A 17,295-nucleotide genomic window follows, 5' to 3' on the forward strand; every position below is an offset into this window, starting at 1 on the left:
ATATGACGGTTAAGCTGAGATACCGCGAATGAATCGCGGTATGACGTGGGATTGTGTTAGCTATAGGGTGTGGGGTGCAGGAATAAGTTTGTTTCTTTTTGCATTTGTAATTTTCTAGAAAGCCCTATATTCTTTGGCTTTATCCGGTCAAAATGAACATGAAGTCAAAGCATTATCCTGATACAGTAAGTAGTCCTGATTTTTCGTCGTTAGAAAAAGAAATCATAAAATTTTGGCAGGAAAATAAAGTTTTTGAGCGGTCAGTTGGAGAACGTTCCAAGGATAATTGTTTTGTGTTTTATGATGGGCCTCCGTTTGCAAATGGACTTCCACATTATGGACATTTACTCACTGGTTTCATCAAAGACGCATTTGCAAGATATCAAACTATGCTTCAAAAAAGGGTTGAACGTAGATTTGGTTGGGATTGCCATGGATTACCGGCTGAGATGGGTGCAGAAAAAGAACTTGGAATATCTGGTAGAACTGAGATAGAAAAATTCGGCATTGAAAAATTCAATAACCATTGTCGTACTTCTGTAATGAGATTTTCATCAGAGTGGGAAAAATATGTCAATAGGCAGGCAAGGTGGGTGGATTTTCATAATGACTATAAAACCACGGATAAATCATTCATGGAGTCGGTCATGTGGGCATTTAAACAGCTTTATGATAAGGGTCTAGTGTATGAATCAGTACGCGTTGTTCCATATAGCTGGGCGTGCGAAACTCCATTATCCAATTTTGAAACAAGGCTTGATAACGCGTATAGAGAAAAGACTAGCAAAGCTGTAACTGTTGCATTTGAGCTTTTAGAAAACCCACAGCAGTTTAAAAGTGTTAAACAAAAATGTAAATTACTTGCTTGGACTACAACTCCTTGGACTCTTCCTAGCAATCTGGCATTGGCGATAGGAAAGGACATCAAGTATTGTGCAGTGTCAGTCCACTCTTTGGTGTCATTCCAGCGCGTGACGCTGGAATCTATTTCTGGATCCCAGTGTCGAAGCACTGGGATGACAGAAGTTAATGAAAGGAGTTCAGTGAACAGTGAAATTTATATTTTCGCTGAAAGCTACCTAGAAAAATTTATCAGCCACTCTGAACAAAACAATATTCCATATGAAAAATGCAATATAAAACTTAAAGCGAATGATCTTGCAGGCCTTTCCTATAAGCCGCTGTTTGATTACTTTAAAGATACAAAGAATGCATTCCGTGTTTTTGTTGCTGATTATGTTACAGGAGAAGATGGTACTGGCGTTGTACACACTGCTCCTGGATTTGGTGAGGAAGATTTTTACCTTTGCCAAAGCCATGATATTTCAGTTATTTGTCCAATTGATAACAGTGGAAAATTTACTGCTGAAGTTTCAGATTTGGCAGGGGTTCATGTTTTTGATACCAATGATACAGTAATAAAAAAATTGAAAGAACAAGGAAACTGGTTCAAAACTGAACAATATATTCACAATTATCCACACTGCTGGAGAACTGACACTCCTTTGATCTATCGCACTATGCCTTCTTGGTATGTTGCCGTTACAAAATTCAAAAGCAGAATGGTAGAGCTAAATAAGAGAGTTAATTGGATACCAAACCACATTAGAGATGGTCAATTTGGAAAATGGCTTGAAGGGGCACACGACTGGTCAATTTCACGCAATCGATTCTGGGGTACTCCGATTCCTGTGTGGCAATCAGATGATACAAGATATCCAAGAGTGGATGTATATGGTTCGATAGAAGAACTAGAGCGAGATTTTAATGTTAAAGTAGATGATTTGCACAGACCATTTATCGATACTTTAACGAGGCCAAATCCTGATGATCCAACAGGAAAATCAGTTATGCGTCGTGTGCCTGACGTATTTGACTGCTGGTTTGAATCTGGCTCGATGCCATTCGCACAAGTCCACTATCCGTTTGAAAATAAGGAGTGGTTTGAAACTGCAGATTTTATCACTGAATACATAGCGCAAACCAGGGGGTGGTTTTATACGCTCTTTGTATTGTCCACTGCTTTGTTTGATAGGGAACCATTTAAGAACTGCATATGCCACGGTGTTGTTTTGGATGTAAAAGGGCAAAAATTGTCCAAGCGTTTGAATAACTATGCAGATCCAATGGAGGTTTTTGATAGATACGGTTCTGATGCACTGCGTTTTCTTATGCTTTCTGGATCTATTGTTTGTGGTGGTAATTTGCTACTCGATAAAAAAGGAAACTCAATACGAGATGTTCTGAAAAACGTAATAAAACCTATTTGGAACAGTTATCACTTTTTTACCATGTATGCAAATGCAGATGGAATTAAAGCTGAAGTTTGTAAGGATTATCAAAGTACTATTGATCGCTACATGATTTCCAAATGTTTTGAAGCTGTAGAAAGTATCCAAACTTCTATGAACAGCTATAACTCCCAAGAGGCTTGCAAAATTTTGATGAACTTTTTTGAAGTGCTAAATAATTGGTATATTCGTCGCAGTCGCGAGCGTTTTTGGAAAAGTGATTTGGATCAGGATAAAACTGATGCTTATAATGTTCTATATACGGTTTTTTATTACATACTAAGAGCTGCAGCCCCTTTGTTGCCACTTATAACAGAGAATATATGGCAAGGGCTTAAGTATGAAGAAACATCTGTTCATTTGGCTGATTTCCCACAATTAGAGAAGTTTGATAGTCAGCTCATTGCCAAAATGGATCTAGTGAGAGAGATATGTAACTCTGCACTCTCTATTAGAAACACTTTTAATATACGTATCAGACAGCCACTTGGCAGTATGATCATTTATCATCAGTCTTCCTGTAGTTTTCTTGAAGGTGAGCCGTTTTCTTTCATCCCAGTGCGTGACACTGGGATCCAGTGTGCTGAAAACTCAAATGAGTACCAAGAGATGATAAAAGATGAGGTAAATGTAAAAAAACTGAAGTTAGTAAACAGACTTGAAGATATTGCATCACTAGAGTTAAAACTCAACTTCCCTGTGCTTGGAAAAAGAATTCCGGAGAAGATTAAGACACTGGTTCAATATGTTAAACAAGGAAAGTGGAAACAAGTTGAATCCGGTGTCATCCGAGTAGCTGACACTGGGATCAAGACGCAGATTCCAGCGTCACGCGCTGGAATGACAGAAAGAGGTCTCATATTTTTGGGGGACGAGTCAGAAAATTATATCATAGAAAAAGGCGAATATGAACTATTATTAAAAGCAAACAGTGAATTCTCCTCTGTATTTGATAACAACAAAGGGGTTGTTATCCTAAACACTACTTTAAATGATGAATTGATTCTAGAAGGGCTTGCAAGAGATGTAGTGAGGCTCATTCAGGAAACTAGGAAACAAGCTGATTTTCATATGTCCGATAGAATCAGAGTAATAATCAAAACAGAAGATGAGAAAATTAAGGAAGCAATAAATACGTGGATTGAATATATAAAAGAGCAGACCCTTGCCTTATCTTTGGACATTAATACAGAAATTGGAACTAACTTTTATTCTAAGGAATATCAGGATTTAAATGTTAGCATTGAGCGTTAGATTTTTAATAAAGTTGCAAGATTGTCAGTATTTATGCTATACTTAAGGTAATTGGATAAGGTTATGGTATGAATGCTGTTGTAGGTTGTGAGGAAGTTGTTGACTTAAATAACAATAGTGGTGATTTAGATGCATTAAATGGACAACCTAATTTACAAAGAGAATCTTTTGCTACTTCAGAAAAACAGGAAGGACCTGTTGCTACTTTGGAAGAGCAAGAATCTGTTAGTAATTTAAAAAAAATAGGTGCTGATTTTAGCATTCCACTAAGTATATTTCATTATAAAGGTTACGGCTCCGATTTTTTTACTTCCTGGTATAATATATCAAGCGAAATATTTAAGGAAATAAACAGAGCTTGCCTGGAGAAGAAAGTATTAAATTCAGCTCTATCAGTTTTAATGTTTCCTTATGTTGCTTCTGTTGCATTGGGGTTAGTTATATATAAAACAAACAGTAAAACACAAACCAGTTCAGAGGAAAGTAAAACAAAAAAGAGTGAGGTAAGTACAGCAAAAAGATTAGCATATGGCGTTCTTGCTGCAATTGCAATTCTTGTTGATATAGCTGTGCTTATAGCCTTAATTATTCCTGCAACACCCGCCTTAGCTACTTTTTATCTTACAAACAGAAAGTTATCTCATTCTTTGGTTGCTGCTCTAAAAATAAGTAATGGGTTATATCAGAATGAATACCAGAATATTGAAGTGTCTTTTCGTGAAATAGATGCTGGTAAGTCAGACATTAAGTGGGATATGGAAGTTAAGTTTCCACCGCAATTTGAACAATTACTTAGAGATTTATATGAAGATAAAGATGGTAGTTGGTTTAATGTTGCACGTGATTCAGAACATAATACCATACTGAAATTATCAGCTAATATCAATTTAAAAAACGGCCTTAGGCCTTTACGTAATGAGATCAAGAATGTGCTTGCAATTTCGATTCAGGAATTCGCAAAGACTATGGAAGAGCTAATGAAGCTAGAAGGAAAAGATATTACATATGATAAGCTGAAGGAATTGTTGGACGAATTCAGACTGAAAGTGGTGGATAGTGTAGATTCTAAACTGGTGAATTACTTAATACAAAATGCTTATCGAGTTGCTTTTATACAAGCAATTAAATTTCAGCGAGATAGACGGGGAGAAGATTTTTCACTGGAAGATGAGCTAAGAAATACTTTAGTGAAACAGAAACTAGAAAGCCAAGGTAAAGAATTACCAAATGAGAAAGAGATGATAATAGAAGATTTGAAAAACGTAGGAATAGAAGTACCAAGTGACTCAAAAGATGATGAATTTTCTGTACATGAGGCGGAATGGAAAGAGCTTAAAGAGAAAGGCAAAATAGTTGAAAGAAAAGCAATTGATATTTATAAAAATGATCATCCCCAAGCAACAGAGAAAGCCTTGGATAATGCGAAAGAAGAGATTGAACGTTTAAGAGGAATAGGTCAAATAAGGTATAACAATAGACATAAGGAATTAAAAGAAATACATGGAAACAGTAGCTTAACAGATGGCACCTTAAAAAGGAGGTTAGAAGACCTTTTTAAATTTGAATATGATGATCAAGAGGTTGAGCACAGGCTGATAAAATCAGTAATAAAAAAAGCTCAAAGTGAGTTAAGTCAATCAGGTATACCGGATAAGGAGAAGCAAAGCCTAAGGAAGCAGCTTGAAGATTTAGAAAAAAAAGTAAAGGTTCTATCGGATAAGGAAGCTTCAGCTAAAATAAATGACTTCATAGAAGAGGCGTATTTAGAAATAAAAAAATATAAAGTACAAAGGTTGCTTAAAGAACAAAAAGAGGGTGTTTTAAATTTATGCGGGACATTAAAAAGATATGATGAATCAGATCTAGCAGAAATAATTGAAGCTTTTCGTGTACAAGATGAAAAACATTTAGAAGAATCTAAATTAGAACAAACACTCAAAGATCAAAATGAGCGTTTACAAGCTAAACAAAGGGAAAAAGGTCATCCAATTACAAAGTCAATAAAAGTCCTTCTAGAAAGGAATAAAGCGATTCTAGAAGCATTAAAACAATTAGAGTTAAAAAAAGAAGGATTGTTGATAAATGAAGAAACAAAAAATAATTATAGAGAAGAGCTGGAATCTCGCGAAAAAATAAAGTTTGCAATAATAGAAGATAAGTTGTTGGAGGCGCTCAAGGAAGAAAATTTTGATGAAGCAAAAATCAAGGAGTTGCTGGAGAAAGCAGAACTTGAATACTGTTTAGCAGAGAAATGCATCAAATATCCTGTGATTAAAACGAAAGATAATATCAAGCATTTTTGTCAAAATTTGTTATCCCCTTTAATAAACCGGCTGGTAAACCTTGTAATAAGTAATGTACCCAAAGATAATCAGAATATTGCTCAGAAGGCCTGGAACTCTTTGCAGGTAGGTTTGGGTTATATTCGGTTGGGGTTATCAGCTACTGTTATAAACAAAAATGGCAACGTAGAAGGAAAAGCGTTGAGTGTGGCACATGATACTCATAAGGAAATAGAGACATTTCTTCAACATTTCGAATCAAGTTATGAAGAAGTAGGAGCCTTGATAGGTGATGTATTTTCTGATGATGGTGAAACATTTAAGGATGATGTATGGCCTAAAATAGAAGAGCATTTGCATGGAATGTGGAATAGATTTTTTAAGGATATTGAATTCAAGATAGGGAATAGATTGGATGAAGTAAGTGTGACACAGCAAAATCAGGAAACTGTGATTACGTTTTAATGACTAGTTCTCAAGGTTCCTCCGGTATTTTCACATACTAAATTAACTATAGCACTTGATTCTTTTTGGATCTCTTTTTCAGTTAAAGTGTGGATTGGAGAGCAGAAAGTAACTGACTCAGAATATTGCTCAGAAGGCCTGGAACTCTTTGCAGGTAGGTTTGGGTTATATTCGGTTGGGGTTATCAGCTACTGTTATAAACAAAAATGGCAACGTAGAAGGAAAAGCGTTGAGTGTGGCACATGATACTCATAAGGAAATAGAGACATTTCTTCAACATTTCGAATCAAGTTATGAAGAAGTAGGAGCCTTGATAGGTGATGTATTTTCTGATGATGGTGAAACATTTAAGGATGATGTATGGCCTAAAATAGAAGAGCATTTGCATGGAATGTGGAATAGATTTTTTAAGGATATTGAATTCAAGATAGGGAATAGATTGGATGAAGTAAGTGTGACACAGCAAAATCAGGAAACTGTGATTACGTTTTAATGACTAGTTCTCAAGGTTCCTCCGGTATTTTCACATACTAAATTAACTATAGCACTTGATTCTTTTTGGATCTCTTTTTCAGTTAAAGTGTGGATTGGAGAGCAGAAAGTAACTGACAATGCTATAGACATCTTATTCGGTTCTATATTGTTTCCATGGTATACGTCAAATACTAAAACTTCTGTGATGAGCTCTGAGCTTTTTTTTACCACATTGATTATGTTACCTACTTCCACATCCTTATTTACAATAAATGCAAAATCACGTTTTACACTTTGGTATTTATAATCGATAAATTTCTTTCTACTTACAGGTAAATTTTCAATATTTTCTAGTATTACCTCAAAACCTACAACTTTTTGCTTGATGTCAAAAAGATCTAATATATTAGGATGCAACTCTCCAAAATAAACAACTATTTTACTTCTAAAAGATAAGGTGCCTGACTTTCCTGGATGATAATATTCTTTTTCTGCTCTCTCTATCGTTAAATTATCGCAATTGACGTTAAAAAACTCCAAAGCTGCTATGCAATCAGCCTTTGCGTCAAAAACATCTACTTTCCTATCAATATTATAATGGTTTCGCGGTAAATTATTTCCTGTTCTTATTCCACTTAAGACATGTTTAGACTGAGCTTCACCATCGTAAATCGGCCCAATTTCGAAGATTGCAAGATCAGATACTCCATGGGCAATATTATCAGCAGTGACTTGCAATAAATTTGGCATAATACTTGGTCTCATCATATTAAAGTTATTGTTAAACGGATTATCGATGATAAATAACTTATTCGAGTAACCAAATTTTTCAGCTGTTGATTCACTCATAAACGACCAGGTTAGCACTTCATGAAACCCTCTGTTTGTCATCAAAATACGCAAATTGTCGTATGTACTATCTACTTCTTCAACATTATTTGGTAGTGGTTCTTCTTTTATTTTGTCATAGCCGTATATTCTTGTTACTTCTTCAATTAGGTCAGCAGGTATAGTCACGTCCGGTCTCCAGCTTGGTACTTGTACATTCCAATTGCCTTCGGTTTTTTTATCAATACTAAACCCTAGTTTCGTTAAGATATCGAACGTCTCATCAGGTGATACAGATACACTTCCAAACTTGTTTATATCTTGGTAATCAAGGCTTATCTTAGCATCATTCCGGCATGGTTTTTTCTGGATCCCAGTGTCAGCTACTTGGATGACAGAGGTGTATTCTTTATCTAGATTACCGGCAGACACTACGCTTGAGACTTCTCCACCACATAAATCCAAAATCATTTTGGCTGCAAGATTGAGTCCATCAAGGGTAAATCCAGGATCGATTGAACGTGCAAATCTGTAACTAGCGTCTGTGGAGATGCTGAGCTGTCTTGAAGATTTAGTGATAGAGATTGGATCGAGCAAAGCTAATTCCAAAAAAATATTGGTGGTTTCAAGAGTACATTCACTGCACTTTCCACCTATAATTCCAGCAACTCCATGAATATTTTTACTATCAGAATAAATGTTTATATTATTGTCCAGTAAATATTCCTTACCATTTAAAGCAAAGAAGCTTTCTCCATCATTTGCTTTTCTTATTGTAAGTTTGCCATCTACTTTGTTTGCATCAAACGCATGCATTGGACGATTAAAAGATATCATAATATAGTTAGTAATGTCAACTATTGTAGAAATGGAGCGCATTCCTATCGATTCCAATTTATCTTTTAGCCACTTTGGGCTTTCTTGATTTTTTACATTGGCGATGTATATTCCACTAATAAAACTTTCTCCGTCAGTCACTTCAACATCGATTGGTGAATTTATGGAGCTGGTAAGTTGTGGAATGCTTAAAGTCTTTAATGTCCCAATTCCAGTTGCAGCAAGGTCGCGAGCTATTCCATAAATGCCTAAGCAATCTCCACGGTTTGGAGTAACATTTATATCAATTACAGGGTCACAATTGAAAAATTTATCCCCTACTTTATAATCATCGGAAAGCTCGATTATTCCTTCACTTTCCTCTTGAACTAGCGCAAGTTCAGAAGCAGAGCAGAGCATCCCTTCACTTAGCACTCCTCGTATTTTTGTAGGCTTGATTGTGAAATCACTTTCTGGCAATGTGCTACCAAGAGATGCAAGCACAGTTTTCATACCTTCTCTAACATTGTTTGCTCCGCAAACTATTTGTAGAGTTTTACTTCTGTCATCTACTTTACATAATTTTAATTTATCGGCATTTGGATGAGGTGCAACTTCTAATACTTTTGCAACAATAAAACCAGCTAATTTGGTATTGTCGATCACATCTTCTACTTCTAACCCTATGTGAGTTAATTTATCGGTAATTTCTTCTAAACTAGCATTGGTTTCTAAGTGTTCTAATAACCAAGATAATGTGAATTTCATGAACCTTTAAAGAAATAAAAGAGTTATTGTAATATAAAATGTAGTGCTTTTAAAGCTTGTTGTAATGGAATAAAAGGTAACTTCTACATCACAAACAAGGATGCAGAAGTTTTTGTAATTTTATATATTATTGTAGAGAGAATTTATCTTCTCGATATCACCTTTTAAATCTATCTCCATAGAGAGCTTAAGATTCATATTGTGGTTATCTTCATGGAAGTTATGAATGTAACCATCAATAGTTAAGTTTCCTATCATATTATGGCTTTTATCTAGTATTTCGCTTCCCATTTGATAATGGCCAGTATATTCGTTAAAGGAGCCATCTGTTAGTTTAATGTATCCACTACCAAATTCCTGCTCTAAATTTAAAGGATGATTAGTGTTAATAAAATCTATTTCGTTCATAATAATACCTCACTAAAAATTAAATTATAATTAAAATAAGATGTTAAGTCAAGATATTGAATTATTTAATAAGATTAGTAAGTTTTAAAATACAGAGCTGACTGTAATTAATACTCTAATTACATATTTTGTTAATGTATCAATGTTATAATGATACAGGGCTTTATCTTAATTCTTGACTTTGTCCTATAAAATTCATACTTTATTTACTGTTTATAGTTCAGATTAAAATGGCATTAAATCCACTGGAACAGTTTAAAGTATATACAATAATAGAGTTACCTAGGTTATTTGGGTATGACGTAAGCTTTACCAATTCATCTCTTTTCATGATGATTTCGGTGATATTGGTGATACTCTTTTTGCTTTTTGGAATAAAGAAGGGGTCAGTAATACCAGGATATTTGCAAGCTGCAGTTGAATATGTATATGATTTTGTTGTTTCAATAATAGAAAGTAACACTGGAAGCAAAGGCTTGCAGCACATTCCATTGATATTTACAGTGTTTATTTTCATTTTATCATGTAATTTGGTTGGTGTTCTTCCTTATAGTTTCACGGTCACAAGTCATGTGATAGTCACCTTCGCTTTATCGATGGTGGTTTTTATTTATATAACGATTGTTGGATTTAAAGAAAGGGGAGTAGAATTTTTACGCATATTGCTACCAAAAGGAACTCCTTCGTGGCTTGCACCTATAATAATTATTATTAAGTTGTTTGCTTATTTAGTAAGGCCGATTAGCCTATCAATAAGGCTTGCAGCAAATATGATTGCGGGTCATACAATTATCAAAGTGATAGCAGGGTTTATTGTAAATATGAACATATTTCTCACTCCTGCGCCGTTTTTGTTCATAATTGCATTGATAGGGTTTGAAGTATTTGTTGCAGTTTTACAAGCTTATATATTTACTATATTAACATGTGTATATTTGTCAGATGCAGTAAAGTAATTGACTTCCTTGCAGAATATTTTACAATTATATTATAAAGAAATGTTTAAAGGTAATATATGGATTTAGTAGCTTTAAAATTTATAGCAATTGGTTTAGTTGCGTTTGGAATGCTCGGTGCTGGTTTAGGTATAGCTAATATCTTTTCTGCTATGCTGAATGGGATTGCGAGGAATCCTGAATCGGAAGGTAAAATGAAAACTTACGTTTATATTGGTGCTGCTATGGTTGAAATAATGGGATTGCTTGCGTTTTTACTTGCAGTATTATTAATATTTGTTGCTTAACACATGCCACAGCTTGATGTTTCAACCTTCTTTTCTCAAGTTTTTTGGTTTTTAATTTTTTTCTCTTCACTTTTTTTCGTAGTAAGTTGTTTATTTTTACCAAAGTTAGATGAAATAATAAGCACTAGAAGTAAAAAAGTATTGGATTCTTTTAATAGTTCTGTTCATCTTTTAAGACTCACGGAAGAGCAGATTGCCAAGTATAATGCCGCTTTAAACCAAGCTAGAATACAGGCAAAAAGGATCATAGATGATGCACTTGCTCAGGTAGAAGAAATGAGAGCTAATGTTAAGAATATATTAGAAGAGGAAGACAAAAAAAAGAGCAAGCTTATTGAAGAAAAAGTGGCAGAATTTAAATCTGAATATACTGATCAGTTAAAACAAATGGCTACTAGTATTGCTTTAATTTATTATACTAAATTGACCAATTCTGAAATTGAAGAGGAGTTTGTTGCTGACTTGGTGTCCAAAGAATTTTAGGGGTTTTTATGTCTACATCACTGATTATCGGTCTTGCCTTCTTGGTAAGTTTTGTCCTTTCGTATAAATTGCTAAAGAAAGTGATAAAAAATGCGCTTAACAATAAGCGTAACAAAAGCAAATTTTCAAGTGAAGAAACTGAAAAATTCAGGAAAGATATGTTGGAGTATTACAAAAAATCTTCTGAAAAATACAAAGAATTAGATGCAGAAGTTAATAAAATGATGAATGAAGCACTTGATAAAGCTAATAGTATCATTAAGCACAATAGACAGCAGCTAGATCAGACATTAGATGACAATGCCCATTCTAACTTGAAGAAAGTCACTGACCAAGTTGAAAAAGCTCTTGGAGACTTACAGGCTAACACAGCGAATATAGCTGCTGATGCTGTAAAAAAAATAATGCATGAACGTAAAGATGATAAGCGTAGTAGCGAGGTCATATCTTCATTTTCACGTGACTTAAATAAAAAATTGCATTAGGTTTAATGCAACAATTGCCTATACTTCAAGCTGATAATGTAGAAAAAATTAAGTTTGATTCTAGTTTATGCAAAGAGCAAGAGAAACTTTTTTACTATAAATTTAATATAATTCCTTGGCAAAAATTAAATGATACTACTTTTTTTATGGTTGAAGACACAAGCCGAGATATCAACCGTTGGGTCGAAGCTCATTACGGTATTGACTATGTATTAATAAAAGTGGATAGCGAACAGATTTTAAATCTTCTTAACTCGCACTTTGGTATTTCAGAATTTGCAAGCAACTACTTATATTACAAGAATGCTAATTTTTCAGCTAAAAGCATTAAACTAAGCTCAATATTTTTTGCTTCTTTCTTTATTGTAACTTCAATTTTAACACTAACAGAGAAATATACATATTTTGCTTTGATGTTGATATTTATAATCGGATGTTCTAGTTATTTATTCAAGTTTATAGCTACAATTTTTAACTTATGTGAAACCTCCAACCAAAAAGTGGATTATAGTAAGCTGAATGAAGAAGATTTTCCTATATATACTATTTTATTGCCTGCTTTTAAAGAAAGTGCAGTGATAGAGCAATTGATCGAAAGCATTGAAAGTTTGGATTATCCAAAATCGAAATTAGATGTGAAGCTTCAGGTAGAAAGTGATGACCAGGAAACGCTAGCAGCTATAGAAAAGTACACTTTACCACAGTATTTTGAAGTAATAAAAGTGCCTCATTCTTTGCCTAGAACAAAAGCCAAGTCATGCAATTATGCTATGAGCTTTGCTAGAGGAAAGTATGCAGTAATATATGATGCGGATGATAAACCAGACCCATTGCAGTTAAAAAAAGCACTGATTGAATTTAATAAGGGCGACGATAAGCTTGCCTGTGTACAGGCAAGGTTGAATTACTATAATTATGATCATAATTTTCTCACAAAATCCTTTTCTCTGGAGTATATGAACTGGTTTCAATACTTATTGCCTGGATTCCAAAAAATGAACATGCCAATGCCTTTGGGTGGTAGCAGTAATCATTTTTCAGTAAAAATTCTAAAAAAATTGTTTTTCTGGGATGCTTATAGTGTTACCGAAGATGCTGACCTTGGTTTGAGACTTGCGCAAATGGGATATAAAACCAGGATGATTGACTCAGAAACATTGGAAGAGTCACCAATTGCTGTATTTGCTTGGATTAAGCAAAGAGCGCGCTGGATCAAAGGCTATATGCAAACTTATATTGTTCATTTAAAAAATATAAAGTCACTTTATAAACACACTGGATTTAAGGGAATTTTGCTATTGAATCTTTTTGTTGGCTCTGCAGCTTTTATATTTTTTACTACTCCATTTTTACTGCTTTCATTGATATTAACTAAAGTTTTAAATGAATTATTTTTGTACTACTTTGTAGTGGTATACGTTACTAACCTGATTCTTTTGGTAATAGCTGTCAAACAGCAAAAGATGCCTTTTTATTTTTATATAGTATCGATATTTTTTCCGGTCTATAGCCTGCTACATAGTGTTGCATCTTTTCTTGCCTTATGGGAATTTATTCTTTACCCTGAGAGATGGAACAAAACTCAGCATGGTTTATGGAATCAAAACCTGTAGCTATTTGGCTTTTTCTCTGCTGTATTATGGTAATTCTCATGGTGGGGATTGGTGGATTTACCAGACTTTCAAAAGCAGGATTGTCAATCACGGAGTGGAAACCCATCACTGGAACATTGCCACCACTCAGTGGACAAGATTGGCTACAAGAAAAATTAAAATATGAAACTACACCTGAGTATAAAGCATTCAACTATGGTATGAGTATGGAGGAATTTCAGGCTATATACTTAATAGAATATGTACACAGATTGGTTGCAAGACTAACAGGTTTAGTTTTTGTCCTGCCATTTATATATTTTACATTAAGAAGAAAAATATCTAAAAAGGTAGTAATAAGGCTATTTGTGGCATTATTATTTGGAGCTTTACAAGCTTTTGCTGGTTGGTATATGGTTAAAAGTGGTTTAGTAACTGAACCTCATGTTAGCCACTATAGGCTTGCACTTCACTTATTATTAGCATTAATTGTCTTTGCATTATTGTCATATCAATTTTTTGATTACCAAATCAGGCCAAAGCAAACTAAACTTAAGATTAGTAGTGACACTATATACTACACAGGGATGATTTTGGCCCTAATTGTAATACAAATAATTTTCGGTGCGTTTGTTGCGGGATTAAATGCTGGTTTGATTTACAATACCTTTCCACTAATGGACGGACAAATCGTTCCAGAAGATTTATTTTTCTTACACCCTATATGGCTGAATATCTTTGAGAACAGAGCAACAGTGCAATTTATACATCGAGCACTGGCATTGCTAATAATAGCTTTGGTAGTAATACTCACAGTAAAAAATGCTAGCGTAAAACCGGTATATATTATGCTGCTCTCCGTTATCATTCAGATCATTTTGGGTGTAATTACTCTATTATTGCACATACCAATAGCCATTGCCATAGCTCATCAAGTGTTTTCATTTATCTTGTTTGGGTCAAGTTTATACTTCTTGTGTTATTTAAGAAAGCAGAGCTAATACTACATCACCAATCTGCACATTTTTTCCTTCTTGAACGAGAATATTTTTTATCACCATTGCTGCTTCAGCACATATGATATTTTCCATTTTCATTGCCTCCACCACAAATAAAGGTTGTCCTATTTCCACCTGATCTCCTATATTTACGTGCAACTTAACTAATAAGCCAGATATTGGGGATTTTACAGCATCTGCTGAAATCCCTTCTGTTTCATTATTTAGCATTAACCTACTTAATTCAGCTACATGAGGCTTAAATATACAACACTCAGCTTTCATGCCTGCATGTCTTATGAAGTATTTGCTGCCTTGTTTTTCTACTTTAAATGTTATATCAGCATCATCATTAATTGTAATATATAGTAACTTATGACTTGATTTCCACTTGCCTACTACAGAGTATTTATTGTGGTTATATACTGTTGTTAATATATTATCTTGATATCTTGCACTTACGGAGTACTCATTGTCATTTATATTCACTATGAATAAATCTCTTGCACGGTCACCTGCCATCCGAGTAGCTGATACTGGTGCCCCTTCTTTTTTACTAGATTCCAGTGTCACGCACTGGAATGACACCTGAGGTGTTTCATTCACTGCTTTATGATGGTACCTTTCTTCATTTTCCAAATGAACATATAACGCAGTGAAAATAAATATTTTAATATACTCCTCTGTAACAAAATCGCCGTGAAACCCACTAGGGTAATGGTCTGGAATGAATCTCGTATGGAGCTTTGCTGCAATAAAATTTGGGTGATGGAAGATGGATTCTAGAAATTCTATATTATTTGTTACTCCTTCTATATAGCATTCAGACAATGCTTTTTGCATTCTACTGATCGCTTCTACTCTATCTTTTCCATATGTTATAACTTTTGCAATCATTGAGTCATAGAACGTGCTAATTTCTGAACCTGCAGCAACTCCATCATCTATTCTTACATAATCATTTTCATCCGGTTTATCGTAATATTTTATTCTTCCGCTGGAAGGGAAAAATTTCTTCGATGGGTCTTCAGCGCAAATTCTACTTTCTATTGCAGAACCAGTAAGTTTAATATCATCCTGATTGAATCTCAATTTCTCTCCACAGGAAGTTCTAATCATTTCTTCTACTATGTCTATTCCAGTTATAAATTCTGTTACTGGATGCTCAACTTGCAATCTCGTATTTACCTCAAGAAAATAGAAGTTTTGGTCTTTATCTACAACAAACTCAACAGTGCCTGCTGAAAAATAGCCAACTTGCTTTGCCAGAGAAACACATTGGACATACATTTTTTGTCTTACTTCTTCACTAATGAATGGACTTGGCGTTTCTTCCATTATTTTCTGGTTATTCCTTTGTATCGAGCATTCTCTTTCTCCAAGACACACTATATTGCCATATTTATCTGCTATGATTTGTATTTCAATATGTCTTGGTAGTTCTATATATTTCTCTATAAAGATACTGCCATCCTTAAAACTTTTCTCCGCCTCATTTGTTGCTGATATGAACGCTAGTTCAATTTCTTTTTTGGAATTTACAATTCGCATTCCTTTGCCACCACCGCCTGATGCAGCTTTTAGCATAACTGGAAAACCAATCTCTTCAGCAACGATGGCTGCATGAGCGACATCTTTAATCTTGCCCATATATCCTGGTACTACATTTACTCCAGCCTTTCTTGCCTCTTCTTTTGCCGTTATTTTGTTGGCTGTAACTTCTATTGTTTCTGCACTGGGGCCGATGAAGTCTATATTATGTTTTTGAAGAGCACGTGGAAAATCTGGATTTTCCGCTAAAAACCCATAACCAGGATGAACTGCCTGTGCACCTGTTTCAACTGCTACCTCGCATATTTTTTCGATGTTTAAGTAACTGAGGCAAGATGGCGAAGGGCCAATATACCTCGACTCATCTGCTTGCCTTACATGCACAGAATTTATATCCGCATCCGAATATACGCATACACAAGATATATCCATCTTATGGGCAGTTCTGATAATCCTGCAAGCAATCTCTCCTCTGTTTGCTATTAAAATCTTACTGTACTTCTTTTCCGTCATCGTATCAGTATACTTTCTTAAGTTGAGAAAGTAAATTTCTATATCATTGCCTGCAATTTTTTGTTATATCCTTGCAAGATCCGCATTACTAAAAGTTTCTACTGGAGTGCTCACGTCATGCAAGTCATGTATCTCACTAAATACTTTGCCTGACAGATACGCAGCCCCACCAGAAATTATCCCAGCCATCGAAGCCAATGCAAGAGACTGAGAAACTAAAAATAAAAAGTATAAAGACAAACATAAAGCAGCAATACATGCTATCGCTCCTACTATATATAAGCATAGGCGAAACTTCTGGTTACATATAAAGCTGTCTTTTATGCCTGCGATTTCTTTTATTTCTTTTTTGACTGTCTTACTAACCCAGTCAAGAGGAGTCTTTTTAGATTTATCTAGCGCACATCTATTGCACAATGCCTCTTTAACATAATTCTTGACATTTTCTAATTTTTTCGGATCACAATTTGGGTTAGTTTTTTCAGACTCCAAATGCTTGAATATTCCTTTTACTACACTTGGTAATATCCCCACTTCTGCTGCTATATGAAATGGATTTTCATGATCTTTATTGTACTCTAACAAATGAACATTACTTTCAACACTTTTCTTGAAAATAGATAAAAACTTATCAACCTTTCCTGTTTTTGCAGCTAAATGCAGGAGATTATCTCCCCTAATTCTTTGTTTTGTTTTATCAAATGGGCCGGTGTAACGCCAATTGACATTATCTTCATTAGCTGAGAGCAATTCTTTTATCTCATCTGTAGATCCAGTCATAACGTACCTAACTATTAACCAATAATAAATTATACAATGTAGTTTATTAAAAATAAATAAAATT

Annotated in this window: 13 protein-coding genes; 9 read left to right on the forward strand and 4 right to left on the reverse strand. The window is 34.5% G+C overall.

Annotated elements, in window-relative coordinates; all coding sequences use genetic code 11:
* The first annotated feature begins 158 nt into the window (after positions 1-158).
* The 3 genes from ileS (at position 159) to OOK84_RS03395 (ending at position 6,785) form a co-directional block, all read left to right on the forward strand.
* Entirely contained in the window at positions 159-3,545 is a 3,387-nt protein-coding gene (gene ileS, locus OOK84_RS03385; RefSeq protein ID WP_264732561.1) for an isoleucine--tRNA ligase, read from the forward strand.
* 68 nt (positions 3,546-3,613) lie between these two features.
* Positions 3,614-6,292 (forward strand): coiled-coil domain-containing protein, encoded by a 2,679-nt coding sequence (locus OOK84_RS03390; RefSeq protein WP_264732536.1) that lies wholly within the window; start codon positions 3,614-3,616, stop codon positions 6,290-6,292.
* Positions 6,293-6,452: 160 nt separating this feature from the next.
* Positions 6,453-6,785 (forward strand): hypothetical protein, encoded by a 333-nt coding sequence (locus OOK84_RS03395; protein WP_406718934.1) that lies wholly within the window; start codon positions 6,453-6,455, stop codon positions 6,783-6,785.
* Here the strand turns inward: OOK84_RS03395 and pheT are convergent.
* Complete coding sequence (pheT, locus tag OOK84_RS03400) at positions 6,782-9,178, reverse strand: phenylalanine--tRNA ligase subunit beta (protein WP_264730952.1); 2,397 nt, start codon at positions 9,176-9,178, stop codon at positions 6,782-6,784. The two genes, OOK84_RS03395 and pheT, sit on opposite strands and share 4 nt — an antisense overlap.
* Positions 9,179-9,298: 120 nt before the next feature.
* On the reverse strand, positions 9,299-9,586 hold the full coding sequence (locus OOK84_RS03405; protein WP_253309467.1) for a hypothetical protein: 288 nt from the start codon (positions 9,584-9,586) through the stop codon (positions 9,299-9,301).
* A gap of 230 nt (positions 9,587-9,816) precedes the next feature.
* On the opposite strand from OOK84_RS03405, the gene OOK84_RS03410 reads away from it, so the two are divergent.
* From OOK84_RS03410 to OOK84_RS03435, 6 genes are read left to right on the forward strand one after another with little or no spacing between them, the layout of a single operon-like run.
* A complete protein-coding gene (locus OOK84_RS03410; RefSeq protein WP_253309466.1) occupies positions 9,817-10,542 on the forward strand; it encodes a F0F1 ATP synthase subunit A in 726 nt (241 codons plus the stop codon).
* Positions 10,543-10,601: 59 nt separating this feature from the next.
* Positions 10,602-10,829 carry a F0F1 ATP synthase subunit C gene (locus tag OOK84_RS03415; protein WP_250294934.1) on the forward strand — a complete coding sequence of 76 codons (228 nt, stop codon included), beginning with the start codon at positions 10,602-10,604 and terminating at the stop codon, positions 10,827-10,829.
* A 3-nt stretch (positions 10,830-10,832) separates the two neighbouring features.
* The gene (locus OOK84_RS03420) at positions 10,833-11,312 is read left to right on the forward strand and encodes a F0F1 ATP synthase subunit B family protein (protein ID WP_264730954.1); all 480 of its coding nucleotides are present in this window, start codon (positions 10,833-10,835) and stop codon (positions 11,310-11,312) included.
* Positions 11,313-11,320: 8 nt separating this feature from the next.
* Positions 11,321-11,797 carry a F0F1 ATP synthase subunit B family protein gene (locus OOK84_RS03425; protein ID WP_064125097.1) on the forward strand — a complete coding sequence of 159 codons (477 nt, stop codon included), beginning with the start codon at positions 11,321-11,323 and terminating at the stop codon, positions 11,795-11,797.
* 14 nt (positions 11,798-11,811) lie between these two features.
* Complete coding sequence (locus OOK84_RS03430) at positions 11,812-13,410, forward strand: glycosyltransferase family 2 protein (RefSeq protein WP_319803089.1); 1,599 nt, start codon at positions 11,812-11,814, stop codon at positions 13,408-13,410.
* A complete protein-coding gene (locus tag OOK84_RS03435) occupies positions 13,392-14,390 on the forward strand; it encodes a COX15/CtaA family protein (RefSeq protein ID WP_264730958.1) in 999 nt (332 codons plus the stop codon). The genes OOK84_RS03430 and OOK84_RS03435 overlap by 19 nt, the downstream gene beginning before the upstream one ends.
* Here OOK84_RS03435 and OOK84_RS03440 read toward each other — a convergent pair.
* Both OOK84_RS03440 and OOK84_RS03445 read right to left on the reverse strand, forming a co-directional pair.
* Positions 14,373-16,451 carry an acetyl-CoA carboxylase biotin carboxylase subunit gene (locus tag OOK84_RS03440; protein WP_264730960.1) on the reverse strand — a complete coding sequence of 693 codons (2,079 nt, stop codon included), beginning with the start codon at positions 16,449-16,451 and terminating at the stop codon, positions 14,373-14,375. The two genes, OOK84_RS03435 and OOK84_RS03440, sit on opposite strands and share 18 nt — an antisense overlap.
* 63 nt (positions 16,452-16,514) lie before the next feature.
* Complete coding sequence (locus OOK84_RS03445; RefSeq protein WP_264730962.1) at positions 16,515-17,231, reverse strand: hypothetical protein; 717 nt, start codon at positions 17,229-17,231, stop codon at positions 16,515-16,517.
* Positions 17,232-17,295: the final 64 nt, after the last annotated feature.

It is taken from the genome of Wolbachia endosymbiont (group A) of Sphaerophoria taeniata, from assembly GCF_947250735.1.
Lineage (GTDB): Bacteria > Pseudomonadota > Alphaproteobacteria > Rickettsiales > Anaplasmataceae > Wolbachia.